The organism is Pseudomonas sp. JDS08PS003 (assembly GCF_045013505.1).
GTDB classification, from domain to species: Bacteria; Pseudomonadota; Gammaproteobacteria; order Pseudomonadales; family Pseudomonadaceae; genus Aquipseudomonas; species Aquipseudomonas protegens_B.
The window spans coordinates 2,509,876-2,528,961 of sequence record NZ_CP120724.1; the positions used below are offsets into that span (position 1 = coordinate 2,509,876).

Consider the following 19,086-nt stretch of genomic DNA (forward strand, 5'->3'; position numbering starts at 1 on the left):
CCCGGGCCTGATGCGTTCTGCGCCTGGGGTCGCGGCAGGGGCCTCGCAGCCATCAGATATTTCTTACTTTTGCAGTATCAATCACGACGCAAACGGTATTGGCCGGACATTCTGACTGTCATCAGAATGTAAGAAGACCTGGCTGGAGCCCTCAGCCAGGTTGGCTGCGCAGGGTGTTTCCCGAATCCGGGGCGCCTTGTTTCCAGATCGTTTTCGCAGGTAAGAACATGAATAACAGCGAAGCCACTGCAAGCCGATTTTCCTTGTCCAAGCGTGCCCTGGGCCTCAGTGCCCCCGGTACGTCCAGCATGCGCAGCAAAGCCAACGCCTTGAAGGAAAGCGGGGTCAAGGTGATCAACTTCGCCGCCGGCGAATTGTCCTTCGACGCCTGCCAGGACATGCGCACCGGGGCCATCGAAGCCATCGAGAACGCGCGCAATCGCTACACCCCGCCCATTGGCCTGCCGGCCCTGCGGGAAAAGCTTGCCCAGCGGGTCAGCCAGCGCACCGGCGTGGCCTTCGCGGCCAATGAAGTGGCAGTGACCGCCGGGGCCAAGCAGGCCCTGTACAACGCCTGCATGGTGCTGCTCAACCCCGGTGACGAGGTGATTGTGCCGACCCCGTACTGGGAAACCTTTCCCACCCAGATCCGCCTGGCGGGCGCCACGCCCGTGTTGGTCGAGACCCGTGGCGACGACTACCGGCTGACGCTCGAGGCGGTGCAGGGGGCGCTGACCGAGCGCACCCGGATGATCGTCATCAACACCCCCAACAACCCCACGGGCACCGTCTATCAACGCGAGCAACTGCTGGCGCTCGCCCAACTGGCCTTCCATCAGGGGCTCTGGGTGATGTTCGACGAGTGCTATCGCGGCCTGGTGCGCGAACCCCATGCGCATCACAACATCCTGTCACTGTTCCCGGCGCTGAAACCGCAGACCGTGCTGATCGACTCCTTTTCCAAGAGCCAGGCGGTGACCGGCTGGCGGGTGGGTTACGCCTGCGCCCCGGCCGCGGTGATTGCCGCGATGCACAATCTGCAGGGCCACACCACCTCCAACCCCAGCAGCCTGTCCCAATACGCCGCGCTCAACACCCTGACCGCCGATTCATCCCAGTTCGCCGCCGAGGTCAATCCGTTCCTGCAACGGCAGTTGCATGCCGCCCGCACGTACCTGGATCGCCTGGAGGGCATCAGCTATGCACCGCCAGAAGGGGCCTTCTATCTCTACCTGGATATCTCCTCGCGGCTGGGTGGCTACTACCGGGGCGAGCAGGTCCGGGATGTGGAGCACCTGGCCGATCTGCTGCTGACCGAGGCGCATATCGCCGTGGTCCCGGGGTCGGGTTGTGGCGACCCCCACTGCATCCGGATTTCCTACGCCGTCGAGTACCAGGAGTTGATCGAGGGCCTGGGCCGCTTCACCCAGTTCATGTCGGCCATCGTCATGGATTGAAGGCGCTTCAAGTCGCCCATCGTTGCACCGTCATCACCGCTGTTCCCGAGCCCCTCAGGTGGCCTGGGTGGCGTCGCTCGTCTTGCTGTCCGTGAAGTGAACAATAAATACAGGAGAGAAACATGGAGAGTTCCCGCAAAGCGTTCATCGGCTACGTGCACCAGGCATTGGTGGATGTCGAAGACCGGAATCTGGTGGAGGCACTGCTGACCGGCTTTGAAAGCCATCCCGACAAGCTGGACGGTTACTGCCAGACCTACCAGCGCATGACGTCCAGCAGGTGGTCCGAGGATTCGCTGTGCACCTTCTTCTGCGGCTGGCGCAGCCCCGATGGCGCGGCCCACGCCGTGTCTAGCATCATCGTGCGGCTGTTGCAGGAGTCCGAGGACCTGCCCGGCGACGACAACAAGCTCAAGCTGCTGGAGGCCGCCCGGCATTGCGGCGAGATCATCGTCGAAGACGTCGGCCTCGGCGAAATGCACGGCCATCCCCACCATTCCAAGCTGTACCACCGCATGGCCTCGGCCATCTGCGGCTCCGACAACTGGCGTTTGCAGGACAAGTACCTGAACCCCATCACCAAGGAGTTCTCCACCTGGGTCGGGGAGAAGCGCCCACTGGCGCCGAACCTGGTGGAAGCCCTGGAGATGATGGCCCTGACCGAGCTGTTCAACACCGGCGAATACAACCTCATGACGCCGCTGTGGAAGAACTGGCTGCGCGAATCCTGCGGTTATCCGGCGGGGGAGGCCAACCGCATCGCCGGCTTCCTCAGCGTCCACTGCGGCGCCGTCGAGGCCCGGCATTTCCGTCACGCCACCGACGCCCTGAAGCTCTACACCCAGGCCACCGGCCAGCAGATCAACTACCGGCGCATCGCCGCGCTCTCCGACGAGTACGTGGTCCGGGCCTGTGCGCACCTGGAAAAGATGGCCTCCGTGCTCAAGGCATAGGGCACCTGCGAACCACGCCGGGCGCGGTGACGGCCCGGCGTCCCATGACTGATCGCGCTGCATAGCAAAGACTGGAGAACCATGAACATGCGTCTTGAATCCGACTCGATGGGTTCCATTTCCGTACCGTCCAACAAGTACTGGGGCGCCCAGACCGAGCGCTCCATCCTCAACTTCCCCATTGGCCGTTCGCGCTTCCAGTGGGGCGCGCCGATGATCCGTGCCATGGGCATCCTGAAAAAGGCCGCGGCCCTGGCCAACCTCAAGCTTGGCGAACTGCCTGAAGCCATCGCGCTGCCCATCGTCAAGGCGGCGGACGAAGTCATCAGCGGGCAGTTGGACGAACACTTCCCGCTGGTGGTGTTCCAGACCGGCTCCGGCACCCAGTCCAACATGAACGCCAACGAAGTGATCGCCAACCGGGCCATCGAGATGCTCGGCGGCGAAGTGGGCAGCAAGAAGCCGGTTCATCCCAACGACCACGTCAACCGTGGGCAGTCGTCCAACGACACCTTTCCCACGGCCATGTACATGGTGGTGGTGACGGAAATCTTCGAAACCCTGCTGCCCGGTGTGGCAACCCTGCGAGACACCCTGTTCGAGAAATCCGAGCAGTATCGCGATGTGGTCAAGGTCGGCCGGACCCACCTGCAGGACGCCACGCCCATCACCCTCGGCCAGGAAATCGGCGGCTGGGTCGAGCAGATCGACTACGCCCTGGGGGCCATCGAACTCAACCTCGGCGGCCTCTACGACCTGGCCATCGGCGGCACGGCGGTGGGCACCGGGCTCAACTCCCATCCGCAGTTCGGCGACGAGTGCGCGCGAATCATCGCCGAGCTCACCGGCTACCCGTTCAAGTCCTGCGCCAACAAGTTCTTCGCCCTGTCGGCCCATGACGCGCTGATCAACACCTCGGCGGCGATCCGCACCCTGGCCATGGCCCTGATGAAGATCGCCAACGACGTGCGCTGGCTGGCCAGCGGACCGCGCTGCGGCATCGGCGAGATCGACATCCCCGAGAACGAGCCGGGCTCCTCGATCATGCCGGGCAAGGTCAACCCGACCCAGTGCGAGGCGCTGACCATGGTCTGTGCCCAGGTCTTCGGCAACGACGCCAGCGTGGCCTTCGCCGGCAGCCAGGGCAATTTCCAGCTCAACGTCTACAAGCCGGTGATGGTGCACAACGTGCTGGAAAGCATCACCTTGCTGGCCGAATCCTGCCGCGCCTTCAACGACCATTGCGCGGTGGGCATCGAACCGAACCGGGCGCGGATCGAGGCCAACATCGAGAAGAATCTGATGCTGGTGACCGCCCTCAACCGGCACATCGGCTACGACAAGGCGGCCATCATCGCCAAGACCGCCCACCACGAGGGCAAGTCCCTGCGGGAGGTGGCGCAACAGCTGGGCTACGTTTCGGCCGCGGATTTCGACCGCTATGTGGTGGCCCTGGACATGACCCACCCCTGACCCCAGGACCCGCAGCCAACCCGCTGTTCCTACTCACAAGAGGCGCGTGAATCCCATGCAGGACGCTGATATTCGCCGAACCAACCTGAGCCAGTTGCTGCGCCGCAAGCGCTGTCTGCGGGTCCTTGAAGCCCACAGCCCGATCTCGGCGCTGCTGGCCGAACAATCCAGGCTGGAGCGCGGGCCCGGGCCCAGCCTGACTTACGACGCCATCTGGTCCAGCTCCCTGACCGACTCGACCCACAAGGGCCTGCCGGACATCGAGATCCTCTCACCGAGCAACCGCCTGCACGGCATTCGCGAGATCTTCGATGTCTGTTCGCTGCCGATGATTTTCGATGGCGACACCGGGGGCAAGGCCGAACACTTCGCCATCCACGTGAAGATGCTGGACCGGGCCGGAGTCTCGGCAGTGGTCATCGAGGACAAGTGCGGGCTGAAGAAGAACTCCCTGTTCGGTACCGCCGTGAGCCAGGTCCAGGACAGCATCGAGGAGTTCTGCGAGAAGATCCGCGTAGGCTGCGCCAGCCGCAGCCATGAAGAACTGCTGATCATCGCTCGCTGTGAAAGCCTGATCCTCGACAAGGGCATGGACGACGCCATCGAGCGTTGCCTGGCCTATGTCGCCGCCGGCGCCGACGGGATCATGATCCACAGTCGGAAAAAGGACGGCCTGGAGATCCTCGAATTCGCCCGCCAGTTCCGCCGCCACTGTCCCCGGGTGCCGCTGATCTGCGTGCCCACCAGCTATGCCCATTTGAGTTTCGACGAGCTGGAAGGAGCCGGTTTCAACGCGGTGATCTATGCCAACCACATGCTGCGCAGCGCCTACATGGCGATGCGTGATGTGGCGGTGGGCATTCTCGAACATGGCCGGACCCTGGAGGTGGAGCCCCGTTGCCTGGGCATCGAGGAGATCCTCGATCTGGTGCCGGGCACCCGTTAGCCGCGGGGGACAGAGGCGGTCCCGAGGGTTCTTGGAAAATTCTGGTTTTATCCCGGCTGACGGCGCGACTGAGGATGCACGGGAATAAGAATTTTCTTACATACGTCGCCAGGGCCGCCACTTAGAATTGCCCCGTTCGCCCGGCCAGCCACCACAGGCTACAAGCTCAGTGGAGGTCTCTGGTCAGGGCGGGCTGCAACATCGCAGCACCTGCCTGCCCGGTCCCTGTTTTGCCTACTGCCCTTGGCTGGCCGGGTCGGCGCTTCAAGCCCGACGCGTTCTGCGTCCCCCGCGGTATCCGTACTGTCCTCACCTCCCGTTCTGCCCCTGGTGCTTTACTGCACTATTTTTCACAGAGATTTACAGCACCGGCCAGGGCCCCGCGCTAGCCTGTGGTCGTTGCAGGACTATTCAGTACCTTGCGGCCCGCGCCGAGTGTCGAGTCGAGAGTGGATCGATCGCTTGCTGCCTCCATCGCGCCCGCTTCCATGGCGCCCGTGAACCTTCGAGTACCCGTCAGATGAACCTGAGCAATCTCACTCCCGAGCAGAGTCGTGCCCGGCGTTTGCAGCGTCTTGCCCAACATACCCCGAAGCTGCTGGCGACGGCGCTGTTGACCCTGCTGGTGGCGGCGGTGGCGCTGTGGGTGCCGGAGACCGAGCTGGTGCAACGTGTCGAACAAGCGCCGCAGGAGCTCAAGGTCAGCAGCGTCGTGGCCCGGCCCGGCAATGTCGGGCAGCGCATCTTCATCAGCGGCACCCTGGTTCCCCGGGAGGAGATTGCCATCGGCACTGCCTTGCAGGAACAACGGGTGGCCGCAGTGCGGGTGGAGGAGGGCGACCGGGTGGTGGCCGGGCAGATCCTCGCGGAGCTGGAGACGGCCACCCTGGACGCCCAGGTGCGTCAGGCCGAGGCGGCCCTTGGGCGCACGGCGGCCTTGATCCGTCAGCAACAGGCACTGTACGGGGAAGCCCGGACCAGCCAGGAGCGTTTTGATCAACTGGGTGGTTTCGGCGCGGCCAGTGCGCAACAGGTGGACCAGCAACGGGCTCAGGCACGTTCCACCCAGGCCAGCCTGGCGGCGGCCCGGGCCGAGTATGAACAGGCTCGGGCGCAACTGGCCGATGCCCGCACGCAACGCCAGAAGGCCACGGTACGGGCGCCGGTGGCGGCCGTGGTGTCCGAGCGCCTGGCGCGGGTTGGGGCCCTGAGCGGTGCCGAGCCGTTGTTCCGGCTGATCCGTGACAACCAGCTGGAGTTGGATGGTGAGGTGGCAGAAAGCGCGTTGCGCGCCCTGCAGGTCGGCACCGAGGTCCAGGTCCAGGTCGCGGGGCTGGCGACACCGGTGGCCGGCCAGGTCCGCCTGCTGGCGCCGAAAGTCGATCCCCTGACCCGACGCGGCCGGGTGCGTATCGCCCTGGCCGCCGAGCCGGGGTTGCGCGCCGGCAGTTTCGCCAGCAGCACCCTGGAGCTGCCGCAACAGACCCTGGGCCTGGTGCTGCCACAACGGGCCCTGACCTTCGCCAGCGATGACCAGGCTTCGGTGGTGGTGCTCAATACGCAGGAGGTGGCCAGCTTGCGGCAGATCCGTGTCGGCCGGCGGGACGGCATCCAGGTGGAGGTGCTCTCGGGTCTGGTGGCGGGGGAGCGGGTCGTGGCACGGGCCTCGGCCTTCGTCCGCGACGGCGATGTGGTGGTCCTGGCCGATGACGAGAGCCTTGAACCATGAGCCTGCAGCTTTCCTCCTGGGCGATTCGCCGCCCGATACCGACCCTGGTGATGTTTCTGGTGCTGGCGGTGGCCGGTTGCCTGGCCTTTGTGAAACTGCCGATCAACGCCAATCCGCGCGTGGACTTCCCGGTGATCACCGTGGTCGTGTCCCAGGTGGGCGCTGCGCCCACCGAGCTTGAACACTCGGTCACCCTGCGGGTCGAGCGCGCGGTGTCCGGCCTCGCCGGGATTCGCCACATCACCTCCACAGTGGCCGACGGCATCTCGGTGACCACTGTGGAGTTCCAGCTCGGTATCGATCCCGGGCGGGCGGCCAACGACATTCGCGACGCCATTGCCCTGATCCGTGCCGACCTGCCGCAGACCATCGAGGAGCCGATGATCACCCGCATCGATGTCGAGGGCGGGGCGATCCTCAACTATGCGCTCAAGGGCAGCGAACGGCGCCTGGTGGATCTGTCCTGGTTCGTCGACGACGTGCTCAGTCGCGATCTGCTAGCGGTGCCCGGGGTGCAGAAAGTCCAGCGCCTGGGGGGCGTCGAGCGCGAGGTCAAGGTCGAGCTGCAGGCCGAGCGCCTGCAGGCCCTGGGGATCACCGCCGAGCAGGTCAACAGGCAACTGGTGCAGACCAATATCAACGTTCCCGGCGGCCGTACCCGGCTGGGCAACAACGAGCAATCCATACGCACCCTGGGCAGTGCGCTGACGGTGGAGGCCCTGAGCAACACCCCCATCGCTCTTCCCGAGGGACGCTGGGCACGGCTGGGGGATCTGGCCAGGGTCCATGACGGCGCCAGTGAAGCCCGCTCCCGGGCCCGGCTCAACGGCGAGGAAGTGGTGGGCTTTGCGGTGTTCCGCGCCAAGGGCTCCAGCGACACCCTGGTGGCTGCAGGCGTCGCAGCGGCCCTCCAGCGCCTGCAAGCGCAGAACCCGGACGTGGAGATTCACCCGATCTCGTCCTCGGTGGACTACACCCTGGCCAGCTACGATGCGGCGATCATGACCCTGATCGAGGGCGCGCTGCTGACCATCCTGGTGGTCTTCATATTCCTCAGAAGCTGGCGCGCCACCCTGGTGGCGGCCATTGCCCTGCCGTTGTCGATTCTGCCGACCTTCGTCGTCATGGCCGTCTTCGGCTACTCGTTGAACAGCATCACCCTGCTGGCCCTGACCCTGGTGATCGGCATCCTGGTGGACGACGCCATCGTCGAGATCGAGAACATCGAGCGCCATCTGGAGCAGGGCAAGCGCCCCTACCAGGCGGCCATCGACGCCAGCGACGCCATCGGCTTTGCGGTAGTGGCGATCACCGCCACCATCGTCGCGGTGTTCCTGCCGGTGAGTTTCATCGGCGGCTTCGTCGGCCAGTATTTCACCCCGTTCGGCATCACGGTCTCGGCGGCGGTACTGGCATCGCTGCTGGTGGCGCGTCTGGTGACGCCGCTGATGGCCGCCTACTTGCTCAAGCCCAAGGCGCCTTCCCGGCATGGCCCGCACCCGCCAGCGCCCCGGGGTTTGCTGGCGCGCTACCTGAAGCTGTTGGAATGGGCCCTGCAGCACCGGGGCAAGAGTCTGGGCATTGCCGGGCTGTTTCTGATCGGTTCGTTGGCCCTGGTGCCGCTGCTGCCTTCGGGGTTTATGCCGGTCAATGACATCAGCCTGTCGCGCATCGACGTGTCCTTGCCCCCCGGCAGCTCCCTGGCCCGGACCGACACCGTGCTGACCAGCATGGCCGAGCAGTTGCGCCAGCGGCCCGAGGTGCTGTCGGTGTTTGCCACCGCCGGCGGCGAGGACTCCTCCGGGGCCACCGATGTGGCCACTGCCCAGCTCCTGGTGCGGCTGGTGCCGGCGGATCAGCGTGAGCTCAGCCAGAAGGCCTTCGAGCAATCCCTGCGGCCGCTGCTCAACGGCTTTGCCGACTTGCGCTATGCCTTTCGCGGCGAGAGCGCAGCCCGGGACATCTCGATCATCCTGGTGGGCTCCGACGGGCAGGCACTGAGCCAGGCCGCCCATGCCCTGCAGCGAGAAATGCGCGGCATCGAGGGCATCGCCAACGTCCAGGTCAACGAGCCGTTGCTGCGCCCGGAACTGCTGATCCAGCCCCGGGTGGATGAAGCGGCCCGGGCCGGAGTCAGCCCCCTGGCCATCGGCAGCGTGGCGCGGATCGCCACCGTGGGCGAGATCAACGCCAGTTCGGCACGCTTCAATTTCCATGACCGCCAGGTGCCGATCCGGGTGCTGCTGCCGGCCATCGAGCAGGGCGACCTGAATGCCCTGAACAACCTCGGCGTCAGCAGCGACAGCGGCAAGGTGCTGCCCCTCAGCGCGGTGGCCGATATCGGCTACGGCAGCGGGCCGGCGCGGATCGAACGCTTGTCGCGGCTGCGCCGGGTCTCGGTGGACGCCGATCTGGCGGGGCTCACCCTGGGAGCCGCCCTGGAAGCCATCGACCAACTGCCGGCCCTGGACCCGCTGCCCGAGGGGGTACGGCGGGTCGAGTATGGCGATGCGGAGTACATGAACGAGATGTTCGACAAGTTCGGCGTGGCCATGGGGTTGGGCATCATGATGGTGTTTGCGGTGCTGGTGCTGCTGTTTCGTGACTTCCTGCAGCCGCTGACCATTCTCGTCGCGCTGCCGCTGTCCATCGGTGGGGCCCTTGGCGGGCTGTTGCTGTATGGCGCGGCCATCGACTTGCCGGTGGTCATCGGCCTGCTGATGCTGATGGGCATCGTCACCAAGAACTCGATCCTGATGGTGGAGTTCACCATTGAGAACCGCCGCGCCGGCTTGCCCCGGCACCAGGCCCTGATCCAATCGGGAGCCGAGCGTGCCCGGCCGATCATCATGACCACCATCGCCATGGTCGCGGGCATGCTCCCGGCGGTGTTCAGCAGTGGAGCCGACGCGGGATTCCGCGCGCCCATGGCCGTGGCGGTGATCGGTGGGCTGATCACCTCGACCCTGTTGAGCCTGGTGCTGGTGCCGGTGGTTTTCAGCTACATGGACGACCTGAACCAGTGGCTGGCGCCGCGCCTGGCACGACTGACATCGGTCACCCCGGAGGACCGTGCCGCAGCGCGGCCACCGCAGCCTTGAAGCTCAAGCCGAGGCTGGCGTCAGGGTTGTACTTCGGAGCGGGCCAGGCTTGGTGCTTCGCTCCAGGCGCCGCCCAGGGCCCGGTACAGGTCGACCTCGGCCAGCAACTGCGCCAGGCGGTCGTTGATCAGGCCCTGCTGGGCACTGAACAGTGAGCGCTGGGCATCGAGGAACACCAGATTGCTGTCTACGCCGATGCGATAGCGATGCTCGGCCAGGTTGTAGTAGTCCTGGCTGGCCTGCACCAGATTGCCCTGGGCCATCAGTTGCTGCTGGTAGGTCTGGCGTGCGGCCAGGCCGTCGGCCACTTCCTGGAAGGCGGTCTGAATGGCCTTTTCATACTGGGCGACGCTGATGTCCTTCTGCAGCCGGGCGTAGTCCAGGCTGGCGCGCAGGTTGCCGGCATTGAAGATCGGCAGGTTGATCTGCGGCTGAAAGGTCCAGCCGCCGGCGCCGCCCTTGAACAGCCCCGAGAGCTCCTTGCTGGAGCTGCCGGCATTGGCGGTCAGGCTGACGCTGGGGAAGAACGCCGCCCGTGCCGCGCCGATGTTGGCGTTGGCGGCCTGCAGCTGGTACTCGGCCTGGAGAATGTCCGGGCGTCGCTGCAACAGGCTCGAAGGCAGGCCAGCGGGCACCTGGGCCAGCATGCCTTCGGCCAACCTGCGCTGGGGCAGGTCGGCGGGCAGCGGCGCACCCACCAACAGGGTCAGGTTGTTCAGGTCCTGGGCCACCTGGCGCTGGTAGCGGGCCAGGCTGGCCCGGGCGCTGTCGACGCTGGTGCGGGCCTGGGCCACGTCCAGGGCCGAGATCTTCCCGGCGTTGCCGTTGCGGGTGGTCAAACGCAGGCTCTGTTCATCCGCGGCCAGGGTCTTGCGGGTCAGCTCCAGCAGTTCCTGGTCGGCGCACCAGGTCAGGTAGGCGCTGGCGACATTGGCCACCAGGCTCAACTGCGCGCTGCGCCGGGCTTGCTCGCTGGACAGGTAAGTCATCAATGCCTGTTGGCTGAGGCTGCGGATGCGGCCGAAGAAATCCAGCTCATAGGCGCTGATGCCCAGGTTCGCCGAATAACTGGAATTGATCAGCGCCTTGCCGCCGGTCATCTGCTCGGGCAGACGCTGGCGCTTGCCGTCGACACTGGCCGACACCGCCGGCAGCAGGTCGGCGCGCTGGATGCGGTATTGGGCCTGGTAGGCCGCGACGTTCAGGGCCGCCACCCGCAGGTCGCGGTTGTTTTCCAGGGCACTGTGGATCAACTGTTGCAGCAAGGGGTCCTGGAACAGGCCCTGCCAGTCGGCCCCCGGCGTGCCTGTGGCCGAGGCGTAGGCCGGGCCTTGAGGGTACTGGGGCGCCACCGGCGGCTGTGGGCGCTGGTAGTCCGGGATCAGCGAGCAGCCGCCGAGGGTCAGGGCCAGGGCCGCCAGGATCGATGGGGAGTTACGCATGATCAGCCTCGTGACAAGGACATCCTGAGGGTGGACGACAGGGGGCGCCGGCACCGCGCCTCAGGCGCCGACCATCCACTTGGCCAGGCCGTGGCGGCCACTGACCCCAAGCTTGGCGGCGGCACGCTTGAGGTAGGTTTCGATGGAGCTGTTCTTGACGCTCAGGCGCTGGGCCATTTCCGGCACCGTACCTCCGGTCAACAGCCCCAGACAGACTTCTTTTTCCCGGGCCGACAGGCTGATGTCCCCCAGGGACAGGCGCTCGTCGAACTCCCGTTGCAGGGGTGTCTGCTGGCGCGCATCCAGGGGGCGGGTGCTCCAGCTGCGCAGGTTCTTCAGGGCCTGTTGCCGATGCAGTTGGGCATGGCGCTCCAACAGCGGCAGCAATGTTTCCGACAGGCTCTTGAGAAAGGACAGTTCGGCCAGGGAAAAACCGCCCTGAGAGGGGGCGCGGTAGAGGGTAATGACACAGCGGCGGTTGGCTTTGCGCGAGACCAGATGGCATTGGTGCGGGGTGTTGCGCGAAGGCCCGTACTGGACCTGGGCATTCATCTGAATCAGCAGCGAGTCGTCCATTTCCAGCATCTTGTGCAGCAGGGGATCATGGCGTCGCGGGGGCTCCGGCAGGGGCAGGTCCTCCTGCAGCCCGGCACGCCCCAGCAGGGTGATTGCCAGGGAGCTGGCCTGGCGTTCGTCGAGGGTCCACTCGCTGAGCAGCAACTGGCTGACCGGCACCAGCTTGTCCACCAGTTGCAGCATGTCCCTGGCGAATCCGCAATGGCCGGTACTGGAGATCAATTGCCCCAGTTCGAAGTAGAAGGGTGGAGTTTCCATGTTGGCGATACTGCTGGTCAGACCCATATCCTTATCATCCTTGATCGAGACAAATCGCTGATCGAAACGCGGTTGCCACGGTGCCCCGTAGCACAGTGTTCATGCACCTGATCGAGTCGGAAAAATCTGATTTAAGCCTAAGAATTTACTTTGCGTCTGTAGGGGTAAACCGGGACAGACAGGCCGCGCCAGAGCGCTACCGGGGTTTCCCCTATGAGCCGGCAACAGGCTCGCAACGCCCGCCGGCGTTCGTCCTCGCGGCTCTGCAAGTCACTGTAAGCACAGGCTCATCCGGCCTTGACGGGAGGGTTGGCCAGGCCATGAGCCTCGTGTACGGATGGTCAATGTCCTACAGCTATTTCAGCTGATCCGCAGCAGCGTTCCGGGGCTGCGGATGAGGCGGTCGAAAGTGCCTGCGTGGGGGATTGTCCGGCGGCCTGTCAGGGCCATTCTGAAGGCCCCGATCCGGCCCTGGAATGTCCGGGTTTCGGGTGACATACAGGGGTTGGGGCCGATGCTTAAATCCGCGAACGCCGGTGCCCGGGCCCATCACATGAGAAGGATCTTATGACGCGTTTTTCTGCCTTTGCCATGGCCGACTTCGTCGCGCAAATCACCCTTGCCATCCACGGTGCGCTGCCTGCTGGATGTTCCGCGCCGGTGCTGTCATGAGCGCCGGGCCGGTGCCTGCCCAAGGCTTGCCGCTGACCACCGGGCAACGGGATATCTGGCTGGATCAACTGAGCCGCGGCGACTCGCCGCTGTACAACATCGGCGGTTATGCCGACCTCAAGGGGCCGATCCAGCCCGCGCTGATGCAGCGCACGTTGCAGGAGGTGGTGCGCAAGCATGACGTGCTGCGCACCGTGCTGTCCCTGGAGGGCAGCAGCGACGGCCTGCCGTTGCAGTATTTCGACCGCCACTGGCCGGTGCAGATGGACTTTCATGATCTGTCCGCCGAGGCCGATCCGCGGGCCGCTGCGCTGGCGCGGATTCACTGGCAGATGCAGCAGCCGTTCAAGCTCAGCGGCGAACGCCTGTGCCGTTTCTCGCTGTTTCGCTTGAGCCCCGAGCATCACCTGATGGAGGCCGAGGCCCATCACCTGATCCTCGACGGTTGGGGCTTCGCCCAGTTGTCGCAATCCGTGGGTGATCTCTACAGCGCCCTGGCGCGGGGCGAAGAACCCGGCCCTGCCGCACCGTCCTTTGTCGATTTCATCGAAGACGATGTCCGTTACCAGCAGTCCAGCCGTTATGCCCGGGACCGGGACTACTGGCTGGCCAAGTACCAGAGCCTGCCGGAGCCGCTGCTGCGCCCGCGCTACCGCCCGGGCCAGGACGCCGGGACGCCCGGGGCGACCCTGGTGCAGGCCTTTCCCGCAGCCCTGCATGAGCGGATGAAAGCCCTGGGCAGAAGCACCGGGGCCTCGGCCTTCCATGTGCTGCTGGCGGCCTTGCATGTGTATTTCACCCGCATCGGCCAGCGCGACCAGTGGGTCCTGGGCATGCCGGTGCTGAACCGGCCCAACGCCGCTTTCAAGGTGACCGTGGGCTCCTTCACCCAGGTCAGTGCGGTGCACATGGACTTCGGCCGTGAGCTGAGTTTCGAAGCGCTGGTGGTGGCGGTGCGGGATGTGCTCAAGCAGGATTTCCGCCATCAGCGTTTTCCCCTGAGCGAGCTCAATCGTGCCCTTGGTTTGCTGCGTGAAGACCGCGGGCAATTGTTCGAACTGACCCTGTCCTATGAACTGGAGGACATGCAATACCGCTACGGCGATGCCGTGGCCTCGTCGGTGAAAGTTTCCAATCGTCACGAGCCGACGCCCCTGGCCATTCACCTGCGCAGCAACAGTTTCGACGACAACGCCTGGATGCATTACGTCTACGACTCGGGGTATTTCCAGCCCCACGAGATCGAGGCGCTGGCCGCTTGCCTGATCCATGTGCTGGAGCAGGGGCTGGCGAACGTGGCCTTGCCGGTGCAGCAGTTTTCGCTGCTGACCGCAGAGCAGAGCGCGCGCGTGCAGAGTTGGAACGCCACCTGTCAGCCACTGGCTGGCGAGCAGCGCATCCACAAGCGAATCGAGGCCTGGGCCCAGCGCACCCCGAGCGCGGTGGCCCTGGTCGCCCAGGGGCAAGCGCTGAGCTACGACCAGCTCAACCGCCGGGCCAATGCCCTGGCCGTGCACCTGCAAGGGCTTGGGGTCGGTCCCGATCAGCGGGTGGCGATCCTGGCCCGGCGCAGCCTGGAGACCCTGGTCGGCCTGCTGGCAATTCTCAAGGCCGGCGCCTGTTACGTACCGCTGGACCCGGCGCATCCCCCTGAGCGACTGGCCTACCTACTGGACGACTGCGGGCCGGTGGCGGTGCTGACCCAGGCCGGTTTGCGCGAGCGCCTGCCGGCCCTGGCGGTGCCGCTGATCGAGCTGGACGACCCTCAGTGGCAGTCAGGCTCGGCGCTCGTTCCCCAGGTGCCCGGGCTGACGGCGCAGCACCTGGCCTATGTGATCTACACCTCCGGCTCCACCGGTTTGCCCAAGGGCGTGATGGTGGAGCACCAGAGCCTGTCGGCCCTGGTGGACTGGCATTGCCGGGCTTTCGACCTGCAGGCCGGCAGCCACACCTCCTGCCTCGCCGGCTTCGGTTTCGATGCCATGGCCTGGGAAGTCTGGCCGGCCCTGTGCGCCGGGGCGACCCTGCACCTGGCCCCGGCCAGTGACGGCCCCGAAGACCTCAATGGGTTGCTCGCCTGGTGGCGGGCCCAGCCGTTGCAGGTGAGCTTCCTGCCCACGCCGGTGGCGGAGTACGCCTTCAGCCAGCGGCTCGGTCATCCGACCCTGCGCACCCTGTTGATCGGCGGCGATCGCCTGCGTCAGTTGCCCGAGGAACAGCGCTTTGCCCTGATCAACAACTACGGCCCCACCGAAACCACGGTGGTGGCCACCTCCGGGGTCATCGAGGCCGGGCAGCCGCTGCATATCGGCCGGCCCATCGCCAATACCCAGGTCTACCTGCTGGATGAGCGACAACGCCCGCTGCCCATCGGCATTGCCGGCGAACTCTACATCGGTGGCAACGGGGTGGCCCGGGGTTACCTCAATCGCGACGAGCTGACGGCCGAGCGTTTCCTCGACGATCCCTTTAGCGCCCGGCCCGGTGCGCGCATGTACCGCACCGGCGATCTGGCTCGATGGCTGGACGACGGCTGCCTGGAGTACCTGGGGCGCAATGACGACCAGGTGAAGATCCGTGGCCAGCGCGTCGAGCTGGGAGAAATCGAAACCCGCCTGGGCGCCCATCCCGTGCTCCAGGACGTGCTGGTCCAGGCCCGGGACGGACAGTTGGTGGCCTGGTTCACGGCCCGCGAGGCCGTGCCGATCAGCGACCTGCGGGACTTCCTGCGCCGGCAGTTGCCTGACGCCATGGTGCCCGTGGCCTATGTACGGCTCGATGCATTGCCCCTTACTGCCAACGGCAAGCTGGATCGCCAGGCCTTGCCCGCACCCGGCCCCGAGGCCCTGGTCAGCCGCGAGTACCAGGCCCCCGAGGGCCCGCTGGAAACCACCCTGGCCCAGCTCTGGGCCCAGGTGCTGCAGGTGGAACAGGTGGGCCGCCATGACCATTTCTTTGAATTGGGCGGCCATTCGTTGCTGGCCCTGCAACTGATCCAGCTGATGCAGGAGCAGGGGCTGCATGCCGATGTGCGGGTGCTGTTCGGCCAGCCGACCCTGGCCAGTCTGGCTGCGGCGGTGGAGGGCCGGCAGGACGTGGCGATCCCGGCCAATGGCGTACCTGCCGATTGCCGGCGCATCACCCCGCAGATGCTGACCCTGGTGGACCTGGACCAGGAAAGCATCGACCGGGTGCTGGCCACGGTTCCCGGCGGCGTGAGTAACGTGCAGGACATCTATCCCCTGGCGCCGTTGCAGGAGGGCTTGCTCTACCACCACATGACCTTTGCCGGGCATGACCCGTACCAGCAGCACGCGCTGCTGGCCTTTTCCCGTCGCGAGGACCTGGACGCCTTCGCCCAGGCCCTGCAGGCGGTGATCGACCGCCATGACATTCTGCGCACCAGCCTGGTCTGGGATGCGGCAGAGCAGCCGCTGCAGGTGGTCTGGCGCCAGGCCCGGTTGCCGCTGGAGGAGTGGTTGCCGCAGGCCGCGGGCGGCTCGCTGGCGGAGCAGTTGCGCGAGCATTACCACCCTCGGCACCACCCGCTGGATATCCGCCAGGCACCGCTGCTGGCCCTGGCCTGGGCCGAGGACCGGCCGAACCAGCGCTGGATCGCCCTGCTGCGCTTTCATCATCTGGTCAACGATGCCACGTCCACAGCGTTGCTGATGGCGCAGATTGCCGACCATATGAACGGCCGGCAACAGCAACTGGCGCCGGCCTTTGCCTACCGCGACTACGTGGCTCGCACGCGGTTGGGGCAGGCAGCCCATGCCGCGTTCTTCCGGGAATACCTGGCCGGGGTGGACCAGCCGACCCTGGCCTTCGAGTTGCAGGAGCGTCCCGGCGAGCAGGTGGATCAGCAACACGCCAGCGGTCTGCTGGACCGCGACCTGAGCCAGCGCCTGCGCCATCAGGTGCGGCAGTTCGGGGTCAGTGCCGCCAGCCTGTTCCACCTGGCCTGGGGGCTGGTGCTGGGACGCTCCTGCGGCCGCGAGGACCTGCTGTTCGGCACCGTGCTGCTGGGTCGCTTGCAGGCCGGCGCGGGAGCGGACCGGGCCCTGGGCATGTTCATCAACACCTTGCCGTTGCGCCTGGAGCTGGCGGGGCTGACGGTGGCTGCCGGACTGCGCCAGACCCAGGAACGTCTCAGCACGCTGCTGGCCCATGAGCAGGGGCCCCTGTCCCTGGCTCAGCGTTGCAGCGGCGTGGCGGCACCGACTCCGCTGTTCAATGCCTTGCTCAACTACCGGCACAACGTCGCCGCCGACGCCCAGGCCCTGTTGCAAGGGGTGCCGGGGGCGCAATTGCTGAGCAGCGAAGAAGTGCTCAGTTACCCCTTGATGCTGGCGGTGGACGACCTGGAACCGGGCTTTCGCCTGGGGGCTCGGGCGCCTCGGCGGATCGGCGCGCAGCGCCTGCTGGACTACCTGAGCTGCGCCCTCGAGGGGCTGGTCCAGGCGTTGGAGCAGGCACCGCAGACCCTGCTGCAGAGCCTGTCCATCCTGCCGGCGGCGGAGTATCGGCAGCAGATGCTGGCGTTCAACGCCACCGCGTCCGACTACCCCAGCGAGCTGACCCTGCACGGGCTGTTCGAAGCCCAGGTCCGCCGCACGCCCCAGGCCATTGCCCTGCAGGCCGGCGAGCAACGCTTGAGTTATGCCCAGCTCAACCAGCGGGCCAACCAGCTGGCCCATCACTTGCGCGAGCAAGGGGTAGGGCCGGACGTGCGAGTCGGGCTCTGCGTCGAGCGCGGCCTGGAAATGATCATCGGCCTGCTGGGCATCCTCAAGGCCGGTGGCGCCTATGTACCCCTGGACCCGGAGTACCCGCTGGAGCGTTTGAGCTTCCTGATCAATGACAGCCAGCCATTGGTCGTGCTGGTGCACCAGCCCACCCGCGCGCTGCTGCAGGCTCAGGCCGTGCCGCTGATCGATTTCGACCGCGACCGCTGGCAGCACCCGGCCGAGGATGATCCTGTGGTGCCGGGGCTCGGGGTCAGGCACCTGGCTTATGTGATCTACACCTCGGGCTCCACCGGCAACCCCAAGGGGGTGATGGTGGAGCACCGTGGCCTGGGCAACCTGATGCACTGGAGTTCGCGACTGTGTGGGCAATGCCCGGGCGGCATCTTGCTGCAAAAGGCCCCGTTCAGTTTCGACGGCTCGGTGTGGGAGCTGTTCTGGCCCCTGGTCAGCGGCATGCGCCTGCTGCTGGCGCGGCCCGATGGCCAGCGTGATCCAGGCTACCTGGCGCAGCTGGTGCAAGCGCAGCAGGTGACCATGATCAAGTTCGTGCCGGCGATGCTCCTGCAGTTCCTGCAATTGCAGGAGAGCGGACAGTGCCACAGCCTGACCGACGTCTTCTGCGGCGGTGGCGAGCTCACCGAGGCCATCGCCCGGCTGTTCCAGCAACGCCTGCCCAAGGCCCGTCTGCACAACGTCTACGGTCCCACCGAGGCCACGGTGGACAGCAGCGCCTGGACCCTGGAGCCCGGGGCCCCTGTACCGGCGGTGCAGTTGCCCATCGGCCGGGCCATTACCAATACCCGGCTGTATGTGCTCGATGCCCATGACCAGCCGGTACCCCTGGGGGTCAGCGGCCAGTTGCATATTGGCGGCGTCGGCGTGGCCCGGGGTTACCTGGGCTTGCCGCAGCTGCAGGCCGAGCGCTTTATCGACAGCCCCTTCGTGGCCGGTGACCGGCTGTACCGCAGTGGCGATCTGGTGCGCTACAACGCTGACGGCGACCTGGAGTTCCTCGGCCGCAACGACTTCCAGGTCAAGCTGCGCGGGCTGCGCCTGGAACTGGGGGAGATCGAGGCACGGCTGGCGCAACACCCGGCCCTGCGAGAGGTGGCGGTGCTGATGCGCGATGAGCGCCTGGTGGCCTATTTCAGCCTGCACCCGGACCAGCCGGCGCCGGGTATCGAGGCGTTGCGGGCCCATGTCCTGGAGCAGTTGCCGGAGTACATGGTGCCGGCCGCCTATGTGCGGTTGGCAACGCTGCCCCTGAGTGCCAACGGCAAGCTGGACCGCAAGGCGTTGCCGGAACCCGGGGAAGACGCGGTGCTGAGCCGCGAGTTCGAGGCGCCCCAGGGCGAGCTGGAAACGACCCTGGCGCGGCTCTGGGCCGAGGTGTTGCAGGTCGAGCGGGTGGGGCGTCATGACCACTTCTTCGAGCTGGGCGGGCATTCCCTGCTGGCGGTCAGCCTGGTGGCGCGCATGCGCCAGGAGGGCCTGCATGCCGATGCCCGACTGCTGTTCAGCCAGCCGACCCTGGCGGCACTGGCGGCCCATACCCTGGGTCAGTTGCAGCGCCTGGAGATTCCCGCCACCACCATTCCCCAGCTCAAGCGCCAGCGGCGTCTCTGAACCAACTCTGGGGCCCGGCAGGCCGGCCCCAGGGCCGGCGCTCGCCGTGGCATCGGCAGGACCGGGACAGCGCCGGGGCCGTGTCCCGGCTTCCCATGTCAG

9 protein-coding genes are annotated in these 19,086 nt (G+C 66.2%); 7 read left to right on the top strand and 2 right to left on the bottom strand.

Annotation, left to right across the window (positions count from 1 at the left end; translation table 11 throughout):
• Nucleotides 1-227: 227 nt before the first annotated feature.
• The 6 genes from P7C00_RS11665 (at nt 228) to P7C00_RS11690 (ending at nt 9,659) form a co-directional block, all read left to right on the top strand.
• A complete protein-coding gene (locus tag P7C00_RS11665) occupies nt 228-1,457 on the top strand; it encodes an aminotransferase class I/II-fold pyridoxal phosphate-dependent enzyme (protein WP_404939086.1) in 1,230 nt (409 codons plus the stop codon).
• A 122-nt stretch (nt 1,458-1,579) separates the two neighbouring features.
• A complete protein-coding gene (locus P7C00_RS11670; protein ID WP_346631656.1) occupies nt 1,580-2,410 on the top strand; it encodes a hypothetical protein in 831 nt (276 codons plus the stop codon).
• Nucleotides 2,411-2,497: 87 nt separating this feature from the next.
• Nucleotides 2,498-3,883: a class II fumarate hydratase gene (gene fumC, locus P7C00_RS11675; RefSeq protein ID WP_404939953.1), complete on the top strand. Its 1,386-nt coding sequence runs from the start codon at nt 2,498-2,500 to the stop codon at nt 3,881-3,883.
• Nucleotides 3,884-3,938: 55 nt separating this feature from the next.
• Nucleotides 3,939-4,829 (top strand): phosphoenolpyruvate mutase, encoded by an 891-nt coding sequence (gene aepX / locus P7C00_RS11680; RefSeq protein ID WP_346631654.1) that lies wholly within the window; start codon nt 3,939-3,941, stop codon nt 4,827-4,829.
• Between the two features lie 520 nt (nt 4,830-5,349).
• A complete protein-coding gene (locus P7C00_RS11685; RefSeq protein WP_404939088.1) occupies nt 5,350-6,558 on the top strand; it encodes an efflux RND transporter periplasmic adaptor subunit in 1,209 nt (402 codons plus the stop codon).
• Nucleotides 6,555-9,659, top strand: coding sequence for an efflux RND transporter permease subunit (locus P7C00_RS11690; RefSeq protein WP_404939090.1), 3,105 nt, complete (start codon nt 6,555-6,557; stop codon nt 9,657-9,659). The genes P7C00_RS11685 and P7C00_RS11690 overlap by 4 nt, the downstream gene beginning before the upstream one ends.
• 20 nt (nt 9,660-9,679) lie before the next feature.
• On the opposite strand, the gene P7C00_RS11695 is transcribed toward P7C00_RS11690, so the two are convergent.
• Both P7C00_RS11695 and P7C00_RS11700 read right to left on the bottom strand, forming a co-directional pair.
• Nucleotides 9,680-11,101: an efflux transporter outer membrane subunit gene (locus P7C00_RS11695; RefSeq protein ID WP_404939092.1), complete on the bottom strand. Its 1,422-nt coding sequence runs from the start codon at nt 11,099-11,101 to the stop codon at nt 9,680-9,682.
• Between the two features lie 60 nt (nt 11,102-11,161).
• Nucleotides 11,162-11,962, bottom strand: coding sequence for a LuxR C-terminal-related transcriptional regulator (locus P7C00_RS11700; RefSeq protein ID WP_346631650.1), 801 nt, complete (start codon nt 11,960-11,962; stop codon nt 11,162-11,164).
• Between the two features lie 641 nt (nt 11,963-12,603).
• Here P7C00_RS11700 and P7C00_RS11705 point away from each other — a divergent pair.
• Complete coding sequence (locus P7C00_RS11705; protein ID WP_404939094.1) at nt 12,604-18,984, top strand: amino acid adenylation domain-containing protein; 6,381 nt, start codon at nt 12,604-12,606, stop codon at nt 18,982-18,984.
• Nucleotides 18,985-19,086 lie beyond the last annotated feature (102 nt).

Coding starts and splice junctions, on each gene's coding strand:
- aepX (WP_346631654.1), top strand. CDS start 3,939: ATGCAGGACGCTGATATTCGCCGAACCAACCTGAGCCAGTTGCTGCGC.
- fumC (WP_404939953.1), top strand. CDS start 2,498: ATGCGTCTTGAATCCGACTCGATGGGTTCCATTTCCGTACCGTCCAAC.
- P7C00_RS11685 (WP_404939088.1), top strand. CDS start 5,350: ATGAACCTGAGCAATCTCACTCCCGAGCAGAGTCGTGCCCGGCGTTTG.
- P7C00_RS11705 (WP_404939094.1), top strand. CDS start 12,604: ATGAGCGCCGGGCCGGTGCCTGCCCAAGGCTTGCCGCTGACCACCGGG.
- P7C00_RS11690 (WP_404939090.1), top strand. CDS start 6,555: ATGAGCCTGCAGCTTTCCTCCTGGGCGATTCGCCGCCCGATACCGACC.
- P7C00_RS11670 (WP_346631656.1), top strand. CDS start 1,580: ATGGAGAGTTCCCGCAAAGCGTTCATCGGCTACGTGCACCAGGCATTG.
- P7C00_RS11665 (WP_404939086.1), top strand. CDS start 228: ATGAATAACAGCGAAGCCACTGCAAGCCGATTTTCCTTGTCCAAGCGT.
- P7C00_RS11700 (WP_346631650.1), bottom strand. CDS start 11,962: ATGGGTCTGACCAGCAGTATCGCCAACATGGAAACTCCACCCTTCTAC.
- P7C00_RS11695 (WP_404939092.1), bottom strand. CDS start 11,101: ATGCGTAACTCCCCATCGATCCTGGCGGCCCTGGCCCTGACCCTCGGC.